14 protein-coding genes are annotated in these 17,478 nt (G+C 73.3%); 9 read left to right on the top strand and 5 right to left on the bottom strand.

Going from position 1 to position 17,478, the window contains the following annotated elements; translation table 11 throughout:
* The first annotated feature begins 19 nt into the window (after window positions 1-19).
* From K2224_RS30510 to K2224_RS30500, 3 genes are read left to right on the top strand one after another with little or no spacing between them, the layout of a single operon-like run.
* Entirely contained in the window at window positions 20-871 is an 852-nt protein-coding gene (locus K2224_RS30510) for an enoyl-CoA hydratase (RefSeq protein ID WP_221910423.1), read from the top strand.
* Window positions 871-2,043 (top strand): acyl-CoA dehydrogenase family protein, encoded by a 1,173-nt coding sequence (locus K2224_RS30505; protein WP_221910422.1) that lies wholly within the window; start codon window positions 871-873, stop codon window positions 2,041-2,043. The genes K2224_RS30510 and K2224_RS30505 overlap by 1 nt, the downstream gene beginning before the upstream one ends.
* Window positions 2,044-2,101: 58 nt before the next feature.
* Entirely contained in the window at window positions 2,102-3,085 is a 984-nt protein-coding gene (locus tag K2224_RS30500; RefSeq protein WP_221910421.1) for an acyl-CoA dehydrogenase family protein, read from the top strand.
* Window positions 3,086-3,209: 124 nt separating this feature from the next.
* On the opposite strand, the gene K2224_RS30495 is transcribed toward K2224_RS30500, so the two are convergent.
* A complete protein-coding gene (locus K2224_RS30495) occupies window positions 3,210-4,280 on the bottom strand; it encodes an acyl-CoA dehydrogenase family protein (RefSeq protein WP_221910420.1) in 1,071 nt (356 codons plus the stop codon).
* An 82-nt stretch (window positions 4,281-4,362) separates the two neighbouring features.
* Entirely contained in the window at window positions 4,363-4,590 is a 228-nt protein-coding gene (locus K2224_RS40910; RefSeq protein WP_260693568.1) for an AMP-binding enzyme, read from the bottom strand.
* Between the two features lie 271 nt (window positions 4,591-4,861).
* Here K2224_RS40910 and K2224_RS30485 point away from each other — a divergent pair, with 271 nt between their 5' ends.
* From K2224_RS30485 to K2224_RS30465, 5 genes are all read left to right on the top strand, one after another.
* Window positions 4,862-5,155 (top strand): hypothetical protein, encoded by a 294-nt coding sequence (locus tag K2224_RS30485; protein ID WP_221910419.1) that lies wholly within the window; start codon window positions 4,862-4,864, stop codon window positions 5,153-5,155.
* Window positions 5,156-5,279: 124 nt separating this feature from the next.
* Window positions 5,280-6,248: an META domain-containing protein gene (locus K2224_RS30480; protein ID WP_221910418.1), complete on the top strand. Its 969-nt coding sequence runs from the start codon at window positions 5,280-5,282 to the stop codon at window positions 6,246-6,248.
* A gap of 304 nt (window positions 6,249-6,552) precedes the next feature.
* A complete protein-coding gene (locus tag K2224_RS30475; protein ID WP_221910417.1) occupies window positions 6,553-8,331 on the top strand; it encodes a M4 family metallopeptidase in 1,779 nt (592 codons plus the stop codon).
* Between the two features lie 78 nt (window positions 8,332-8,409).
* The gene (locus tag K2224_RS30470; protein WP_221910416.1) at window positions 8,410-9,612 is read left to right on the top strand and encodes an MFS transporter; all 1,203 of its coding nucleotides are present in this window, start codon (window positions 8,410-8,412) and stop codon (window positions 9,610-9,612) included.
* A 279-nt stretch (window positions 9,613-9,891) separates the two neighbouring features.
* Window positions 9,892-11,094 (top strand): IS110 family transposase, encoded by a 1,203-nt coding sequence (locus K2224_RS30465; protein ID WP_221909414.1) that lies wholly within the window; start codon window positions 9,892-9,894, stop codon window positions 11,092-11,094.
* A gap of 614 nt (window positions 11,095-11,708) precedes the next feature.
* Here K2224_RS30465 and K2224_RS30460 read toward each other — a convergent pair.
* Window positions 11,709-12,344: a TIGR03086 family metal-binding protein gene (locus tag K2224_RS30460; RefSeq protein WP_260693567.1), complete on the bottom strand. Its 636-nt coding sequence runs from the start codon at window positions 12,342-12,344 to the stop codon at window positions 11,709-11,711.
* Between the two features lie 145 nt (window positions 12,345-12,489).
* Here K2224_RS30460 and K2224_RS30455 point away from each other — a divergent pair, with 145 nt between their 5' ends.
* Entirely contained in the window at window positions 12,490-12,987 is a 498-nt protein-coding gene (locus K2224_RS30455) for a MarR family winged helix-turn-helix transcriptional regulator (protein ID WP_221912042.1), read from the top strand.
* 42 nt (window positions 12,988-13,029) lie between these two features.
* Here K2224_RS30455 and K2224_RS30450 read toward each other — a convergent pair whose 3' ends face one another.
* Window positions 13,030-14,367: an MFS transporter gene (locus tag K2224_RS30450; RefSeq protein WP_221910414.1), complete on the bottom strand. Its 1,338-nt coding sequence runs from the start codon at window positions 14,365-14,367 to the stop codon at window positions 13,030-13,032.
* Between the two features lie 93 nt (window positions 14,368-14,460).
* Window positions 14,461-17,187 carry a SpoIIE family protein phosphatase/ATP-binding protein gene (locus K2224_RS30445; RefSeq protein ID WP_221910413.1) on the bottom strand — a complete coding sequence of 909 codons (2,727 nt, stop codon included), beginning with the start codon at window positions 17,185-17,187 and terminating at the stop codon, window positions 14,461-14,463.
* Window positions 17,188-17,478: the final 291 nt, after the last annotated feature.

Here is a 17,478-nt window from a genome sequence, read left to right as displayed (position 1 = left end):
TTAGGGAAGGAGGTCGCCGATGACCGCCGGCGAGGAGACGCCCGTGGTGCGCTACGCCCGGCAGGGCCCGGTCGCCACCGTCACGATGAACCGCCCGGAGTACCGCAACGCCCAGAACTCCGCGATGACCTACGCCCTGGACCGCGCCTTCTACCGCGCCGCGGACGACGACGAGGTCAAGGTCGTGGTGCTGGCCGGCGCGGGACGGCACTTCTCCGCGGGCCACGACATCGGCAGCCCCGGCCGGGACGCCCATCTCCCCGCGGGCCGCAGGGCCGGACTGTGGTGGGACCACTCGGACAAGGCCGGCGCGGAGAGCCGCTACGCCCGCGAGTCCGAGGTCTACCTGGGGATGTGCCGCCGCTGGCGGGAGCTGCCCAAACCGGTGATCGCCGCGGTCCAAGGGGCCTGCGTGGCGGGCGGGTTGATGCTCGCCTGGATCTGCGATCTGATCGTCGCCGCCGACGACGCCTTCTTCGCCGACCCGGTCGTCCGGATGGGCATCCCCGGCGTGGAGTACTTCGCCCACCCGTGGGTGATGCCGCCGCGGATCGCCAAGGAGTTCCTCTACACCGGCGACCGCATGCCGGCGCGACGGGCCTACGAACTGGGCATGGTCAACCGCATCGTGCCGCGCGACGAACTCACCGATCGCACACGGGAGTTGGCGGAGCACATCGCCGAGATGCCGCGGATGGGCCTGGCCCTGACCAAGCGCGCCGTCAACCAGGCCGAGGACCTCCAGGGCCTGCACACCGGCCTGGACTCGGTCTTCGGCCTGCACCACCTCGCACACGCGCACAATGCCGAGACCGCCCGGGACCCGCTCGGCGGGATGGACCTCGGCAAGATGAAGGAGGCCGGTTCCTGATGGACCTGGACGCAAGCGCTGCCGACGCCGCGTTCCGGGACGAGGCCCGTGCCTGGCTCGCCGCGCACGTCCCCGCGAGGCCGCTGCCGTCGCTGGAGACCCGAGCGGGCTTCGCCGCCCACCGTGACTGGGAGGCCGAACTCGCCGCGGACCGCTGGTCGGTGGTCTCCTGGCCGGCCGAGTACGGCGGCCGGGACGCCTCCCTCTTCCAGTGGCTGATCTTCGAGGAGGAGTACTACGCCGCGGGCGCCCCCGGCCGGGTCGGCCAGAACGGCATCAACCTCCTCGCCCCCACCCTCTTCGAACACGGCACCCCGGAGCAGTGCGCCCGCGTGCTCGGCCCGATGGCGACCGGCGAGGTCGTCTGGGCCCAGGCATGGTCCGAGCCGGAGGCCGGCTCCGACCTGGCGTCGCTGCGTGCGACGGCGGTACGCACCGCCGGCGGCTGGCACTTGCGCGGCCAGAAGACCTGGTCGTCCCGGGCCGCCTTCGCCGACCGCGCGTTCGGCCTGTTCCGCAGCCAACCCGACACCCCGCGCCCGCACCAGGGCCTGACGTACCTGATGTTCCCGCTGGACGCACCCGGGGTGACGGTGCGTCCGATCGGCCGACTGGACGGCAAGCCCGCCTTCGCCGAGCTGTTCCTCGACGACGTCTTCGTCCCCGACACGGACGTCATCGGCGAGCCCGGCCAGGGCTGGCGGGTGGCGATGAGCACCGCGGGCAACGAACGCGGGCTGACCCTGCGCAGCCCCGGCCGCTTCAGCGCCGCCGCCGAGCGGCTCACCGCACTGTGGCGGGAGACCGCCGACCCGGCCGACACCGCACTGCGCGACCGGGTCGCCGACGCGGTGATCGGCGCCCGCGCCTACCAGTTGTTCACCTACGCCAACGCCTCCCGGCTCGCCGAGGGAAGCTCCCTGGGCGCCGAGTCCAGCCTCAACAAGGTCTTCTGGTCGGAGCTGGACATCGCCCTCCACGAGACCGCGCTGGACCTGCTCGGCCCCTACGGCGCGCTCGCCGACGACGCCGACGAGGCGCCCGCGCACGGCGGTTGGGCCGACGGCTGGACCTTCTCCCTCGCCGGCCCCGTCTACGCCGGCACCAACGAGATCCAGCGCAACATCATCGCCGAGCGGCTGCTCGGGCTGCCGAAGGAGGCCAGGGGATGAGCACCTGCACGCACCGGGGCGGCACGGCGCGGCCCGCGCCGCGGGAAGGGAACCGTCGATGCGCTTCCTGCTGACCGACGAGCAACGGGACTTCGCCCGTACGCTGGACGCCCTGCTGGGCGCGTCCGGCACCCCGGCCGCCGTCCGGTCCTGGGCCGCCGGGGACCACAAGCCGGGCCGCGACCTGTGGGCCCGGCTCGCGGAGGCCGGGGTGTTCGCCCTCGCGGTCCCCGAGGAGCACGGCGGCTTGGGCCCGCTCCCCCTCGAACTCACCGTCGCCTTCATAGAGTTGGGGCGGCACGCGGTTCCGGGCCCGTTGGTCGAGACCGCCGCCGCGGCGGCCTTCCTGCACCGGATGGGCGATGCCGAGGCGGCCACCGCCTGGCTGCCCCGGATCGCCGCCGGGGACGCGCTCGTCGGCCTGTGCCCGGACGGCGCCCCGTTCGCCCTGGACGCCGACGCCACCGACACCGTACTGGTCGTCCGGGACGACACGGTGTGCCGCACCGGGACCCACGGCCCGGTCCAGCCCGCCCTCGATCCGGCCCGGCGGCTCGCCCGCCCGCTGGGCGGCACCGTCCTGGCCCGCGGCCCGGCGGTCACCGCGGCCGCCCGCCACGCCACCGACCTCGCCCGGCTGCTCACCGCCGCCCAGGCGCTCGGTCTGGGCCGGGCCCTGCTGGCCGGCACCGTCGACCACGTCGGACAGCGCACCCAGTTCGGGCGGGCGATCGGCTCCTTCCAGGCGGTCAAGCACCGGCTGGCGGACACCCTGATCGGGCTGGAGTTCGCCCAGCCGCTGGTCTACGCGGCGGCCCTGGCGCTGGCCGCGGACGCCCCGTCGGCCGGTGCGGAGGCCGCGGCGGCGAAGGCGGCGGCCGGCGAGGCGGGCTACGCCGCCGCACGCACCGCCCTCCAACTGCACGGCGCGGTCGGCTACACCGACGAGCCGGACCTCTCCCTCTGGATCCGCAAGGCCCGCCCCCTGCGGGACGCCTGGGGCACCCCCGCCGAGTGCCGGGCCCGGGTCCTGGCCGAATAGCCCGCCACCGCACTCCGCCCGGACACCAGACGAAACACCAGACGGACGCCGCGGCCCCGCACCTCCGGATCACCTCCGGGGCACGGGGTCGAAGCTCGGCCGACCGACCTAAAACACTTACACCTCAAGCGACTTGACGTGACGTCAATCCCAGCTCATCGGCCAGCCGCCGTCGGTGTTCGGCCGGTGTCCCGAGGAGCTGTGCGCTTCCGTGCGCTCGTTTGAAGTAGCGGTGTGCGTCGTGCTCCCAGGTGATACCGATCCCGCCGTGCAGCTGGATCATCTCCCCGGCCACCGCCGAGAACGCCTCCGAGCAGGCCGACTTGGCGGCCGCGGCGAAGCGGGGCAGGTCCGGTGCGCCCGTCGCGGCGGCGTGCGCGGCGCCCAACGCGATCGACCGCGCGGCCTCCACCTGCACATAGGCGTCCGCCAGCCGGTGCTTGACGGCCTGGAAGGACCCGATGGGACGGCCGAACTGGACCCGTTCGCGGGCGTGGGCGACGGTCAGTTCCAGGCAGCGTCCGGCCGCGCCGACCTGTTCGGCGGCGAGCGCCAGGCACCCCAGGTCCCGCACCCGGGACAGCACCCGGTCACCGCCCCCGTCCGCGCCCAGCAGCCGGCCCGCGGCACCCTGCAGCACCACGCGTGCCTGGGGGCGGGTGGCGTCCACCGGCACCATCCGCTCCCGGCGGACGCCGGGCCCGTCCACCGGGACCTCGAAGAGCGAGACCCCGGCGTCGGTCCTGGCGGCCACCACCAGCAGGCCGGCGTCCGCGCCGTCCAGGACGTGTTCCTTGACACCGGTCAGCCGCCAGCCGCCGGCCGGGCCCCGGCAGGCCGCGGCGCGGACCGCGGCCGGCTCCCAGGAGCCGTTCTCGGCCCAGGCCAGTGCGCCCACCGCGGTCCCCTCGACGAGCGCCGGGAGCAGTGCGGCCTCGCCGCAGTCGAGCAGGGCCCGGGTGGTCAGCACCGCGGACCCGAGGTACGGCACGGGGGCCAGCGCGCGGCCCAACTCCTCCATCACCACATGGACCTCGAGCGGACCGCAGCCGGCCCCGCCGTTTTCCTCCGGCACCGCCAGTCCGGCCGCACCGATCTGCCCGGTGAGCGGCCCCCAGGCGTCCGGTCCGGGACGCCTGGCCAACAACTTCCGTACCGCCGCCCGCAGTTCCTCCTGCTCGTCGGTCGGTCTCATCCGCCGTTCCTCCCTTGGTCCCTGGCCGTCCGGCACAGTTCGCCCTTGCGGACCTTGCCGCCGGCGTTGCGCGGCGGTTCCGCTACGAGGTGGTAGCGCCGGGGCACCTTGAGTTGGCCAGCCGTGCGCGGGCCCACTCGATCAGTTCCCCGGGGGCGGGCGGGCTACCGCCCGCGGGCACGACGAACGCCACCCCGACCTCGCCCAGCCGCTCGTCGGGGGCGCCGACGCCGACCACCGCCTCGCCGGGTTCGCCGGGCGGCAACGGCCGGCCCGCGGGCCGCCGACGTCCCCGTGCGCCTCGACGCATACCCGGACACCTTCCACGGGTTCCTCGGCGAGGCCGGACTGCTGCCGGCCGCGCCGAGGAACCCGTGTCGACGGCTGCCACGGACCGACCGGCCGGCACTCTGCGTGACGATGGGGTGACGAGCGGGTGAGCGCCGGGTGGCGAGGATGGTGACAGTATGCGGGGGAGACGTGTCGGCCCGTCGATGCGGTGCGCCGCCGCACGTCGAGTGCCAGACTTGAAACACCGCGCCCGGCCGCCGGCCGGAGCCCTTGTGACCGAGGGGAACGACATGACCTGGGCATCCTGGACCACGGTGGGGATCCACGCCCGCCCCGGCGCGGTGCAGACCGAGGAGATCGGCCCGATGCAGGGCGACCTCACCATTCACACCACGTGGTCGGAGGACGAGGCGCACGTCGCCGTCCAGTACACCGGCTCCTCGGACTGGTACACCATGGTCGGCAGCCCGGTGCCCTGCCACTCCGAGTCGGACAGCCGCGCCTTCCACCAGGCCGTCGTCGAGGCCGTCCGCGGCGGCGAGAAGGCCCACGCCTCCCTGGAGGAGCTCTTCCGCACCGGTTAGGGCCGACACCCTCGCCCCTTCCGGCCGGGACGGCATCCGCCGCCCGGCCGTCGGCACGCCGCGGGCCGCCCGCATCTCGACCCGGCTCCGGAACCACGCTCGGTGATCTCGCGTCTCCCTCCCCATGCCCACACCTCGAAGAGTCCCCCTCCGCGCCCTGGCCGCCGGGGTGACGGCACTTCTCGCGCTGTCCGCATGCGACGGCGCGCCCGCCGCACCCGGGGCGCAGGGCGGCGGAGCCTCGGCTTCCCCGTCATCGGCCGGGCCGCGGCCCGCGGGCGCCGGCGGGCTCCTGGCGGGCGGGGTCTGGGCGATCCGGAAGTTCGAGGTCGGCGGCCGTGCGGAGGACCTGCCGTCCGAGGCCCGGGGGTGGATCGCCCTGGGCAACGACGGTACGGCGTCGGGGAGTTACGGGTGTACGCCGTTCCGCCGGAAGGCCGAGGTGACGGCGACGCACCTGACACTGGGCGAGGAGGTGGCCCCGCTCCCCGCCCCCTCCCACTCTCCCGCCCCGCCGACGGACGGACCCGGCCCGTGCCGTCCGGACGACGTGGCCGGGGCACCGGCGCTGGCGGACTTCGAGAAGAAGGTACGGGCCGCCTTCGACGGAGAGCTCTCGCTCGCCACCAAGCAGACCGACGGCTACCCGCTCGAACTGCATGTCAAGAACGGGCAGGGCGATGACATCCAGCTCGCCCAGGCCAGGGGGGACGACTTCTTCGGGATCAGGTGGCAGCTGGTCGACACCACCTTCCACGACGAGCACGGCCCCGAATTCACCGCCGGCGACGAGATGTTCCTCGACTTCCACGACGACGGCTCGGTGAGCGGAAAGCTGGGCTGCAACGACCTCACCGCCAAGGTGACCTTCGCCGGCACCCACCTCTACTTCGACGACGCGGCGCTCACGACGCGACGCACCTGCCGCAGCAAGGTCATGAAAGAGGAGGCGAGCGTCCTCGCGACCCTGAAGAAGTCGCTCAACTACGCGTACTGGGCCGAACCGGGCACCCTCAGCATGTCCCTCGACGAGGACCTGGCGTTCCCCGCGCGGGAACACGGTTTCGACCTGATCGGGAAGCGGCACCGGTAGGCACGGACGCGCGCCCGTAGGCGAAGAGGCGCGCCGGCGGGCGGGATGCACAACGGGGCAACCTCGCCGCCACCTTGTGAGTCTTTCCCCTCGAAACACGATTGGTCATCTTCCGACTACCCAAAGCTGATCAATTGTCAATTTTTGGCTACTTGGCACGGAAATTTGATCATTTCTCTTTACATGCCCATGCCAGGCAGACCAGGGTCGGTGCGGGGCCGGTCGGCCCCCGCGGTGCGCAACGCCACCGCGTGTACGGGCGGTTGACGCAGTCCGCCGCTCACAGCACATAAGGACGCAAACTGTGCGTAGACCCCACATACGCAGCCGCCACCTGGCGATAGCCCTGGCCGTGACCACGGCCGCCACCCTCGCCGCCGGCTCCGCCGTCGCGGCCCCCGCCTCCTCCCCCGGCACCCCCTCGGCCGCCACCACCCCCTCGATCGTGGACGCGGCCCGCGCCGCCGCCTACGCCCACTCGGCCACCACCGGCGTCGGCGCACAGGACACCCTCAAGGCCACCGACACCCTGGTCGACCCCGACGGCAGCCGGCATGTGCGGTTCGTCCGGACCCAGCATGGTATGCCGGTGCTCGGCGGCGACCTCGTCGTCCACCTCGGCGCGGACTCCTCGTACCAGGGCGTGACCCGGGCCGCCCGCCACCAGGTCGAGCCGCCCACCACGGACCCGAAGCTGTCGGGCCGTCAGGCCGCCGCCAAGGCCGCCTCGGCGGCGCAGGGCACGGCCGGCGAGCCCCGCCTCGTCGTCGACGCCCGCGACGGCCGGAGCGCCCTGGCCTACGAAGTGCAGGTCGAGGGCAGCCGCACCGACGAGGCCGGCGGCGCCCGGACCGTCGTCGTCGACGCCACCACCGGCCAGGTCCTCAGCAACGTCCCGGTCGCCGAGCCGTTCCTGTCGCCGTCCGTCGTGCACAAGCTGCGGCAGCGCGGCGAGCACCTCACCCCCGGCACCGCGGCGACCGCCACCCCGCCCGCCCCGCACCGGCCCGCCGCCGGCCACTACCCGGCCCCGGCGACCGGCACCGGCGCCTCCCTCTTCGTCGGCACGGTGCCGCTGTCCACCACGCAGACCGCCAAGAACTCCTACGTCCTCCGGGACAGCACCCGCGGCAACACCGAGACCCGCGACGCGGGCGGCAAGGAGCTCGACAAGTTCGCCGGCGGCAAGCCCCTGACCAGCGGCACCAACCGCTGGGGCACCGGCAGCACCGCCGACCGGGCCACCGCCGCGGTCGACGCGCAGTTCGGCATCACCAGCACCCTGGACTTCTACAAGAAGACCTTCGGCCGCAAGGGCATCAGGAACGACGGCGCCGGCGCACACGCCCTGGTCCACTTCGGCAACAACGTCGGCAACGCCTTCTGGTCCTCGGACTGCGGCTGCATGCTCTACGGCGACGGGGACGGCAAGCTGTTCGGCAAGCCGCTGGTCGTCCTGGACGTCACCGGCCACGAGCTGACCCACGGCGTGGTCGACGCCACCGCCAACCTCCAGCCCACCCGCGTCGATGGCGAGGGCCGCCAGTACGGCGAACCGGGCGCGCTCAACGAGTCCCTGGCCGACATCTTCGGCAGCGCCGTGGAGTTCGCCGCGAACAACCCGAAGAACCCGCCGAACTACCTCATCGGCGAGAAGCTCGGCCTGTCCCAGAAGTTCCTGCGACGCCTGGACAAGCCGTCCCTGGACAAGCTCGAAGGGGCCGTCGACTACTGGTCGAAGGACACCTACGACACCGAGGTGCACGCCGGCTCCGGGGTCTCCTCGCACGCCTTCTACCTGCTGGCCGAGGGCAGCGGCCGCAAGACCATCGGCGGGGTCGCCTACGACTCCCCCACCTACGACGGCGCCAAGGTGACCGGCATCGGCCGGGACAAGGCCGTCGCGATCTTCTACCGGGCGCTCACCCGGTACATGGTCTCCACGACCGACTTCCACGGCGCCCGCACCGCCACCCTCCAGGCCGCCAAGGACCTCTACGGCGCGGGCAGCACCGCGTACCGGACCGTCGACCGCGCCTGGGCGGCGGTCAACGTCACCGCCGCCAACGCGCCCCGGCGCTGACCCGGTCGGAGCGGTGCCCCGCCACGCGCGGGGCACCGCCTCCCGGCCCGGCCGGGTACCGCCGCCTACGTTGACGCCATGACCGTGCGCACCGGCCGGCGCCGCCGCCCCGGCAGCCCCGCCGCGGCGGCCGTCTTCGCGATCGGCATGGCGGGGACGACCCTGCCCACCCCGCTCTACGGGCTCTACCGCCACCAACTGGGCTTCTCCGAGCTGATGGTGACGGTGGTCTTCGCCACCTACGCCCTCGGGGTGATCGCGGTCCTGTTCGGCGCGGGCAACGTCTCCGACGTGACCGGCCGGCGCCCGGTGCTGTTCACCGCGCTGGGACTGTCCGCGGCGAGCGCCCTGTGCTTCCTGCTGGCGGGCGGGCTGCCGCTGCTGCTGCTCGGGAGGCTGCTGTCCGGTTTCGCCGCCGGGCTGTTCAGCGGCGCCGCCACCGCCGCCGTCCTCGAACTGGCCCGCCCCGGCCGGGAGTCCCGGGCCGGCTTCGCCGCCACCGCCGCCAACATGGGCGGCCTGGGCTGCGGCCCGCTCCTGTCCGGCCTGCTCGCCCAGTACGCGCCCCGGCCGCTGGCCCTCCCCTTCCTCGTCCATCTGCTTCTGCTGGCCCTGGCCACGGTGGTGACCTGGCGGCTGCCGGAGACCGTCACGGCCCCGCACCGGCCGCGCTCGCCGCGGCCCCGCGGCGTCCGGGTGCCGCCGGCCGTCCGCGGGGTGTTCGCCCCCGCCGCCGTCGCCGCGTTCGCCGGCTTCGCCCTGCTCGGCCTGTTCACCTCGATCGCGCCGACCTTCGTCGCGCAGACCCTCGACGAGCACGATCTCGCGGTCTCCGGGGCGGTCGTCTGCACCGTCTTCGTGGGCTCGACGCTCGGCCAGGCCCTGACCGGCCGGTTCGGCGTGCGCACCGCCCTGCCGGCCGGCTGTCTGTTCCTGGTGCTGGGGCTGCTGCTGGTCGCCGGATCGCTGGCCGCGGGATCGCTGCCGGTACTGGTCGCCGGCGCGCTCTGCGGCGGCACCGGCCAGGGCCTGGCGTTCCGCGCCGGGCTCACCGCGGTGAGCGCCGCGGCCCCGCCGGAGCACCGCGGCGGCACCCTCTCGGCCTTCTTCCTCGTCGCCTATCTCGGTATCTCGCTGCCGGTGGTGGGCGTCGGCGCACTCACCACGGTGCTGGGGCTGCGGGGCGCCGGGCTGGCCTTCGCCGGGTGCGTCATCGCGGTGGCGGTGACGGTCGGCGGCTACGTCCTGCGGCGCCCGCTGCCGGACGAGGACCACGGATGAACACACCCCGCCCGGACGCCCCGTGGCTCTCCGGGGAGACCTCCCCATTACCTTCTTGGTGGCCCCGCAATGGGGCGCCCGGCCTTCGGAGTTGGCATGACTTTCTCCCCCTGTCGAACGTATGGCCTGGGGGGTGGTGTCACCGGCTCCGGAGGCATCGACAGACCGCTGATTAGGGGCATGACCACCGGCTTGTCCGCAGGTCGGGAGGCTCTTCGTAATGTGGATGTGGCGATCGGTGCCGTGGGACGGCCGGGCGGGAACGACCAGAGGACGCACGTGATCGACGTCAGTGAGATCGGCGCCTTCCTCGGCCTGGACGTCGGCAAGAGCGAACACCACGCCACCGCCGTCACTCCGGCCGGAAGGAAGGCCTTCGACAAGCGGCTGCCCAACAGCGAACCCAAGCTCCGCGACGTGTTCGCCAAGCTGAAAGCCAAGCACGGCACCGTGCTCGTGGTCGTCGACCAGCCCGCCTCCATCGGCGCCCTGCCGCTGGCCGTGGCCCGCGACATGGACTGCCCCGTGGCTTACCTGCCGGGCCTGACGATGCGGCGGATCGCCGACCTCTACCCCGGTGAAGCCAAAACCGACGCCCGCGACGCCTTCATCATCGCGGACGCGGCCCGGTCGATGCCGCACACTCTGCGGGCCGTCGAGCTTGCCGACGAGGCAGTAGCCGAGCTGGAAATGATCGTGGGTTTCGACGACGACCTGGCCGGCGAAGCCACCCGCATCAGCAACAGACTGCGGGGACTGCTGACACAGATCCACCCGTCGCTGGAACGGGTACTGGGACCGCGAATGCAGCACCCAGCCGTGCTCAAGCTGCTCGACCAGTGCGGTTCGCCGGCCCAGGTCCGCAAGGCCGGACGGCGTCGGCTGGTGAACCTGATCCGCCCAAAGGCACCACGGATGGCGGAACGGCTCGTCGATGACATCTTCACCGCCCTGGACGAGCAGACAGTGGTCGTGCCAGGCACGGCCGCGGCCGCATTGATCGTCCCCAGCCTCGCCAGCTCGCTCCAGTCGGTACTTGACCAGCGCAAACTCCTCGCCACAAGGATCGAGGAACTGCTGGAGGCTCACCCTCTTTCCAAGGTCCTGACGTCCATGCCGGGGATCGGCGTCAGGACCGGAGCACGCATCCTCATCGACATCGGCGACGCCAGCAGCTTCCCCAGCGCCGCCCACCTCGCCGCCTACGCCGGCCTCGCCCCGGCAACCCGCAGTTCCGGGTCCTCCATCCGCGGCGAACAGCCATCGCGCAGAGGAAACAAACAGCTCAAACGCGCCTTCTTCCTCTCCGCGTTCGCCGCCCTGGCCGACCCCGTCTCCAGGGCCTACTACGACAAGAAGATCGCCCAGGGAAAACACCACACCCAAGCCCTCCTCTGCCTCGCCAGACGACGAGCCGACGTGCTCTTCGCCATGCTCCGCGACGGCACCTTCTACCAACCCCAACCAGCCCCCACGGGTTGACGAAACCCATAGGGGCACCCCCCCCCGCTTCGCGGGCGTTGCCGTTCCGCTGCGCGGGGCCGGTCCGCTGCGCGGGGCGTTTCCGGCCCGCTTCGCGGGCGTTGTTGGTCCGCTGCGCAGGGCCGGTCCGCTGCGCGGGGCTGTTGGGTGCGGTGACGGGCCTCCGGGGCAGGGGGTGTGTCCGGACGTAAAGCGCAGCAGTCCGGACACACCCCCTGCCCCGGAGGCCCGTCACCTCCCGTGGGTGGTCATGAAAACCCATAGACGGGGCAACGGTTGCTGGGCTCCTGCGGGCTCTGGACTGAGGGGCGGCCGTCCCTCAACGGGTGACCGTCAGCCCTCAACAAGCGACCGTGGGCGGACCAGCCGGCTCAGCCCCCACCCACCGTCTTTATGACCACTCACGGGAGGGGACGGGCCGGAGGGGGTGGTGTGTCGGACGTAAAGCGCAGCAGTCCGACACACCACCCCCGCAGGCCCGTCACCGCACCCAACAGCCCCGCGCAGCGGACCACAATCCCGCCGTCAGCTGCCGGCGAGGCCGCCGGCCTGCGCGCGCCACTCCTCCACGGCCGCACGGGCTCCGGCGGCACACCGGCGCCGCTCCCGCGGCATCAGCGTGCCGGCGCCCGCCAGTCCGGCGCACGACCCAGCATCGCCAGGATCCGGTCCAGCGACCCGGCACCCTCGGCCACCGGCAGGCCGGGCCGGAAGGAGCTGCCGGGGGCGCGCCGGGCCGCGCCGTCGGGGACGGCCAGGGCGATCGGCAGCGCCGCGTCGAGGAGTTCGGGGTCCGGGTCGTAGGACAGGCCCAGCGTGCGGGCGAGGTCCCAGGCGTGGACGACGTAGTCGATCAGGTGGAAGCCGATGGCCTGGATCGCGGGAACAGTCCGCTCGGTCGTGAACTCCGGGAGGGCGAAGGGGCGGTCGGGGGCGTCCACGGCCGTGAAGGCCGCGATCACCTCGTCGGCGGCGGCGCGGTGGTCGGCCACCACGGCCGGGACGTCGCCGCCGACCGGCCGGACCGCCCAGTGCGCCAGGTCCTGCCCGTGCCCGAGCGCGGCGGCCGCGAACCCGCGGTGCTGGGCCGTCAGATGACCGAGCAGGGCGGCCAGATCCCAGCCCGCGCAGGGCGTGGGCCGGCCGAGGTCCCCGGCGTCGAGCCGTTCCACCAGCGCCACGCTACTGCGCACCGCGCGGGCGTCGAGCCGCCGCAGCAGGTCCAGATCCGCATGCCCCGCCGCCCCCACCGCCGTGCTCCTTTTCCGGTCGGCGCCTCCATCCGTACCCGCAGCTGTCCCCGTACTCGTACTCGTACCCGAATCTATGTGCATTTGCTTACGATCTGCGCGTGCACATGATCTGTCAAGGGGTATTTTCCTGCCCATGGCAGAGATGGCAGAGAACGCGGCGACCAGGGACGGCACTCCGACCGGAGGGCGGCCGGCAGCCCGCCCCGACCTGGCCGCGATGCTGGTCCCGCTCTGCCGCGCGCTGGTGGACGCCGAGCGGCCGGTCCTCGACGCGCACGGGCTGGCGATGTGGGGCTACTCGGTGCTACTGCGCCTGGACGAGACCCCGATCCGCACCCAGGCCGCGCTGGCCGACGCCATCCGGGCCGACCGGACCCGGATCATCCCGGTCCTGGACGACCTGGAGACCCGCGGGCTGATCCAGCGTCGCCCCGACCCCGGGGACCGCCGGGTCCGGCTGGTCTCCCTCACCCCCGAGGGGCGGCGGCTGCGGGACGCCGTCCAGGCGGACATCCGGCGCGGCGAGGAGGAACTGCTCGCCCGCCTCCCGGCCGCCGACCGGAAGGGGTTCGTACGCGCCCTGCTGGCACTGCACGCCCTCCCGGAGATCCCCCCGCACCGGCCCACGAACGCCGCCTGACCGCGCCGCGGGACGCAAGGGGCGGACGCGACCGTCCCGCCGTCAACTCCGGCTTTCCGCCGCAGAGTTGCCGGAGTCGGCCGAGCCGGTCACGGCTCCCGGGGCGGCTCCGGCGGGGCCGTCGTCAGGCGACGACGGCCCCGGTCGCAGGCCGACCATCACCAGGAGGACCGCCACCGCCAGGAAGGCGGCGAGCACCGCGAAGCCGGTCAGGCTGGTCCCGGTGGTGTCGGTGAGCCAGCCGACGAGGTACGGGCCGGCGAATCCGCCGAGGTTGCCCAGCGCGTTGACCAGACCCATCGCGACCGCCACCACCTCGAAGCGGAGCAGCTGGCCGGGGATCGCCCAGAAGGGGCCGTAGGGCGCGTAGACCGCGGCGGCCGTGACGCACAGCAGCAGCATGCGCGGCAGCGTGCCGTGCACCGCCTGGCCCAGCAGGAGGGCGACGATGCCCACGGCCAGGGGGACGGCGACGGCCTGTCGCCGGCGGCCGGTGCGGTCCGACCAGGCGGCGTTGGCGATCATCACCACCAGTGCGACGGTGAACGGGACCGCGGTCAGCAGCCCGACCTCGGTGGCGGAGCCGTCGTGGGTCAGCTCCTTGATGACCGACGGCAGCCACAGGCTGAAACCGTAGAAGCCGGTGATCCAGAAGAAGTAGACGCCGATGAGGACCAGGACGGAGCGCTGGCGGACCGCGGCGAGGTAGGAGCCGCCGCCCGCCGGGGACTTGGCGGCCTCGTCGGCGGCGATCGCCCGGGCCAGGTGGTCGGCCTCGGCGGCGGAGATCCAGCGGGCCCGCGCGGGGTGGTCGGCGACGGCGAACCACCAGACCACCGCCCACAGCAGCGGCGGCACCCCCTGGAGGACGAGCACCCAGCGCCAGTTCGCGTGGTCCAGCATCCAGCCCGACAGCGGCGCCATCAGCACCGACGACAGCGGCAGGCAGGCCATCCACAGGGCGTTGGCGCGGGCGCGCTCGCGCAGCGGGAACCACGAGGCCAGCAGGATGAGGACGGCCGGCCAGACGCCGCCCTCGAAGAAGCCCAGCACGAACCGTGCGGCGTAGAACTGGACCCGGGTCTGCACCAGGCCGGAGAGGACCGCGGACAGCCCCCAGGCGACCATCAGGATCAGGACGGTCTTCCGGGCACTCCAGCGCTGGGCGAGGACCGCCGCGGGGATCTGCAGGAAGACGTAGCCGAGGAAGAAGATGCCGCCGGCCAGGCCCTTGTCGGCGTTGGAGAGGGCCAGGTCGCCGTGCATGTAGGGGAGGACGACGGAGACGTTGTTGCGGTCGAGGTACGCCAGCATGTACATGATCGCGGCGACCGGGATGACATAGACCCAGCGCTTGGCCGGTATCGCCCCCTGGGCCATGACGGCACCCTCCCCCTTCGCGTGCTGCCGTTTACCGCCGCGCGAAGGCGCGGGGATCATGCAACGGGAGGGTAGCAGGCGGCAGTTGCGAGGTCAGGAGCCGTGCCGCACGGACTCCTCCGGCCTCCGGCGCGTGTCGGGCAGGGCCTGTTCGGTCCAGATCACCTTGCCGTCGCCGGTGTAGCGGGTGCCCCACCGCTCGGCCATCTGCGCGATCAGGAAGAGGCCGCGGCCGCCCTCGTCGGTGGTGGCGGCGTGCCGCAGGTGCGGGGAGGTGCTGCTGTGGTCGGCGACCTCGCAGATCAGCGAGCGGTCGTGGATCAGCCGGACGCGGATCGGGCCGACGGCGTACCGGATGGCATTGGTGACCAGCTCGCTGAGGATCAGCTCAGTGGTGAACGCCTCCTCGGCAAGCCCCCATTCGGCCAGTTTGCGGACCGCCGCGGCGCGCACCGGCGCGACCGCGGACGGGTCGGCGGCGACCTCCCACTCGGCGACGCACCCGGCGTCCAGGCACCGGGTGCGGGCGACCAGCAGGGCGATGTCGTCGGCCGGGCGGTCCGGCAGCAGCGCGTCGAGCGCCGCCTCGCAGGTCTGTTCCGGGGTCCGTCCGGGGTGACCGGCCAGGGTGTGGCGGAGCAGCGCCATCCCGGTGTCGATGTCGCGCTCGCGGTCCTCGACGAGCCCGTCGGTGTAGAGCACCAGGCGGCTGCCCTCGGGGAGTTCCAGCCGACAGGTTTCGAAGGGCATGCCGCCGAGGCCGAGCGGCGGCCCGCCGGGCACCTCGGCGAACTCCGCGCTGCCGTCCGGCCGCAGCACCAGCGGCTGGACGTGCCCGGCGCGCGCCATGGTGCAGGCGCCGGTGACCGGGTCGTAGATGGCGTAGAGGCAGGTGGCGCCGGTGACCGGGGCCTTGTTGCCGTCACCGCCGCCGCCCGCGCCCTCGTCCTGGTCGATGCGGGTGACCAGCTCGTCGAGGTGCCACAGCAGCTCGTCGGGCGGGACGTCGAGGTTGGCGAAGTTGTGGATCGCGGTGCGCAGCCGGCCCATGGTGGCGGCGGCGTGCAGGCCGTGCCCGACGACGTCGCCGACGACCAGCGCGACCCGGGCGCCGGGCAGCGGGATGATGTCGAACCAGTCGCCGCCGACACCGCCCAGCCCGCCGAGTCCGGCGTGCGCGGGCAGGTAGCGGAAGGCGGCCTCGACGGCGTTCTGGTCGGGCAGGGCGCGCGGCAGCAGGCTGCGCTGGAGGGTGACCGCCATGGTGTGTTCGCGGGTGTAGCGGCGGGCGTTGTCGATGCTCACCGCGGCCCGCGCGACCAGTTCCTCGGCGAGCGAGAGGTCCTCCTCGTCGAACGGATCGGGGGTGCGCGAGCGCCAGAAGAGGACCACGCCGAGGACGACGCCGCGGGCCCGCAGCGGGACGGCGATCAGCGAGTGGATGCCACTGGCGACGATCCTCCGGGCGCGCTGGGGGTCCTGCCGCTGCCAGCCGGAGAACGCGGCCAGGTCGGCCTCCAGGACCGGTTCGCCGGACGGCAGCCGGCTGCCGAGCGCGGTGACGGGCGCGAACCGCATTGGCTGGCCGACCGGGTGGAGCGACCCGGCGGGCACCTGGCCGGCGACGGCGGTGCGGCGCATCTCTATGGCCGGCCCGGCGGCCTCGGGTTCCTCGCCGTCGAGTACGGAGACGGCCAGGTCGACGGTGACGATGTCGCTGAACCGCTCGGCGCCGAAGCGGGCCAGCTCCTCACAGGTGCGCACCACGTCGAGGGTGGTGCCGATCTCGGCGCCGGCGTCGTAGAGGAGTTTCAGCCGGCCGCGGGCGATGTCGGCGCGGCCGGTCAGGGCCCGGAGCTCGGTGGTGTCGCGGAGGGTGGTGACGCTGCCGGGCGGGCCGCCAGCCCGTTCCGTGGAGCGCTGGTTGACCGCGAGCAGCCGCTCCCCCACCGGGTGCACCTCGTCGGTGACGACCCGGCCGGACTCCAGCAGCGCCGCGGTGTCCGGATCGAGTCCCAGCTCGGCGACCCGGCGGCCCTCGACGTCGGAGGGGAGGGCGAGCAGCCGCCGGGCCTCGTCGTTGGCGAGCACCAGCCGGCCGTCGCCGCGCACGATGATCACGCCTTCCCGGACGGCGTGCAGCACCGCGTCGTGGTGCTCGTACATCCGCGTCATCTCCGCCGGTCCCAGCCCGTGGGTCTGGCGCCGCAGCCGGCGGCTGACCAGGGCGGTGCCGCCGGTGGTGAGCAGCAGTACGCCGGCCGCGGACCCGAACAGCAGCGGGAACTGGTCGTCGACGACGCCGCTGACCTTGCTGAGGGTGACGCCGGCCGAGACCAGGCCGACGACCTTTCCGTCGTGACCGAAGACGGGCACCACGGCCTGGACGAGGGGGCCGATGGTGCCGGTGATCTTCTCGGTGACCACTCCGCCGGCCAGCGCGGGCCCGATGGTGCCGACGAACTTCTTGCCTATGCGGTTGGTGAGCGGGTGGGTGTAGCGGATGCCGTGGGTGTTCATGACGACGACGAAGTCGACCTCGGAGGTCCTGCGGGCGGCTTGCGCGCGCGGCTGGAGCACGGCGGTGGGGTCGGGGCTCTTGAGGGCCGCTTCGATGCCGGGGGCGTTCGCGAAGGTCTGGGCCACGGCGACCGAGCGGTTCCGGGCCTCCCGTTCCGAGTCGGTCCCGGACTGCAGCACCAGCGCCGCGATGGCGGCGGCGACGAGCAAGACGACGATCGCCACTTGCAGGAGAAAGACCTGGCCAGCGACAGTTCGCATCCTCAGAACCGAACGCGGGCGGCCGTAGCGTCCGGCCATGTCCTCTTTCTACACCTCCCGCATACGGTGGGCGAGCCGCGTACTGCGCAGCGCAGCGGTGCCGGAGAGCATGCGCCACGGCAGCGCCAGTAAAACCTGTCGGTATGTTTCCCGGCTACGGCTGTGCACTCCCCGGCCGTGTGCATGTAACTCTTCCCACAGCCCGGAACGGTTGCGGACCGACCGCCGATCTGCCGGGCGCGTCCGGGGCGCCGCACAATGTGCCTGGTCAGCGGTGCTTACTCGGGAGTCGGGTGGGGCGTGGGGGCGCTCGGCGGGCGGCGGGGGCCG

The organism is Streptomyces sp. BHT-5-2, from assembly GCF_019774615.1.
Lineage (GTDB): Bacteria > Actinomycetota > Actinomycetes > Streptomycetales > Streptomycetaceae > Streptomyces.
Note: the sequence above shows the minus strand (reverse complement) of the source record. Positions and strands in the feature narration are given on the sequence as shown.

Excerpts from the sequence above, each read along its gene's own strand:
- K2224_RS30470 (WP_221910416.1), top strand. The coding sequence starts at position 8,410 with ATGACCGTGCGCACCGGCCGGCGCCGCCGCCCCGGCAGCCCCGCCGCG.
- K2224_RS30500 (WP_221910421.1), top strand. The coding sequence starts at position 2,102 with ATGCGCTTCCTGCTGACCGACGAGCAACGGGACTTCGCCCGTACGCTG.
- K2224_RS30455 (WP_221912042.1), top strand. The coding sequence starts at position 12,490 with ATGGCAGAGAACGCGGCGACCAGGGACGGCACTCCGACCGGAGGGCGG.
- K2224_RS40910 (WP_260693568.1), bottom strand. The coding sequence starts at position 4,590 with ATGCGTCGAGGCGCACGGGGACGTCGGCGGCCCGCGGGCCGGCCGTTG.
- K2224_RS30510 (WP_221910423.1), top strand. The coding sequence starts at position 20 with ATGACCGCCGGCGAGGAGACGCCCGTGGTGCGCTACGCCCGGCAGGGC.
- K2224_RS30450 (WP_221910414.1), bottom strand. The coding sequence starts at position 14,367 with ATGGCCCAGGGGGCGATACCGGCCAAGCGCTGGGTCTATGTCATCCCG.
- K2224_RS30505 (WP_221910422.1), top strand. The coding sequence starts at position 871 with ATGGACCTGGACGCAAGCGCTGCCGACGCCGCGTTCCGGGACGAGGCC.
- K2224_RS30445 (WP_221910413.1), bottom strand. The coding sequence starts at position 17,187 with ATGGCCGGACGCTACGGCCGCCCGCGTTCGGTTCTGAGGATGCGAACT.
- K2224_RS30495 (WP_221910420.1), bottom strand. The coding sequence starts at position 4,280 with ATGAGACCGACCGACGAGCAGGAGGAACTGCGGGCGGCGGTACGGAAG.
- K2224_RS30480 (WP_221910418.1), top strand. The coding sequence starts at position 5,280 with ATGCCCACACCTCGAAGAGTCCCCCTCCGCGCCCTGGCCGCCGGGGTG.
- K2224_RS30485 (WP_221910419.1), top strand. The coding sequence starts at position 4,862 with ATGACCTGGGCATCCTGGACCACGGTGGGGATCCACGCCCGCCCCGGC.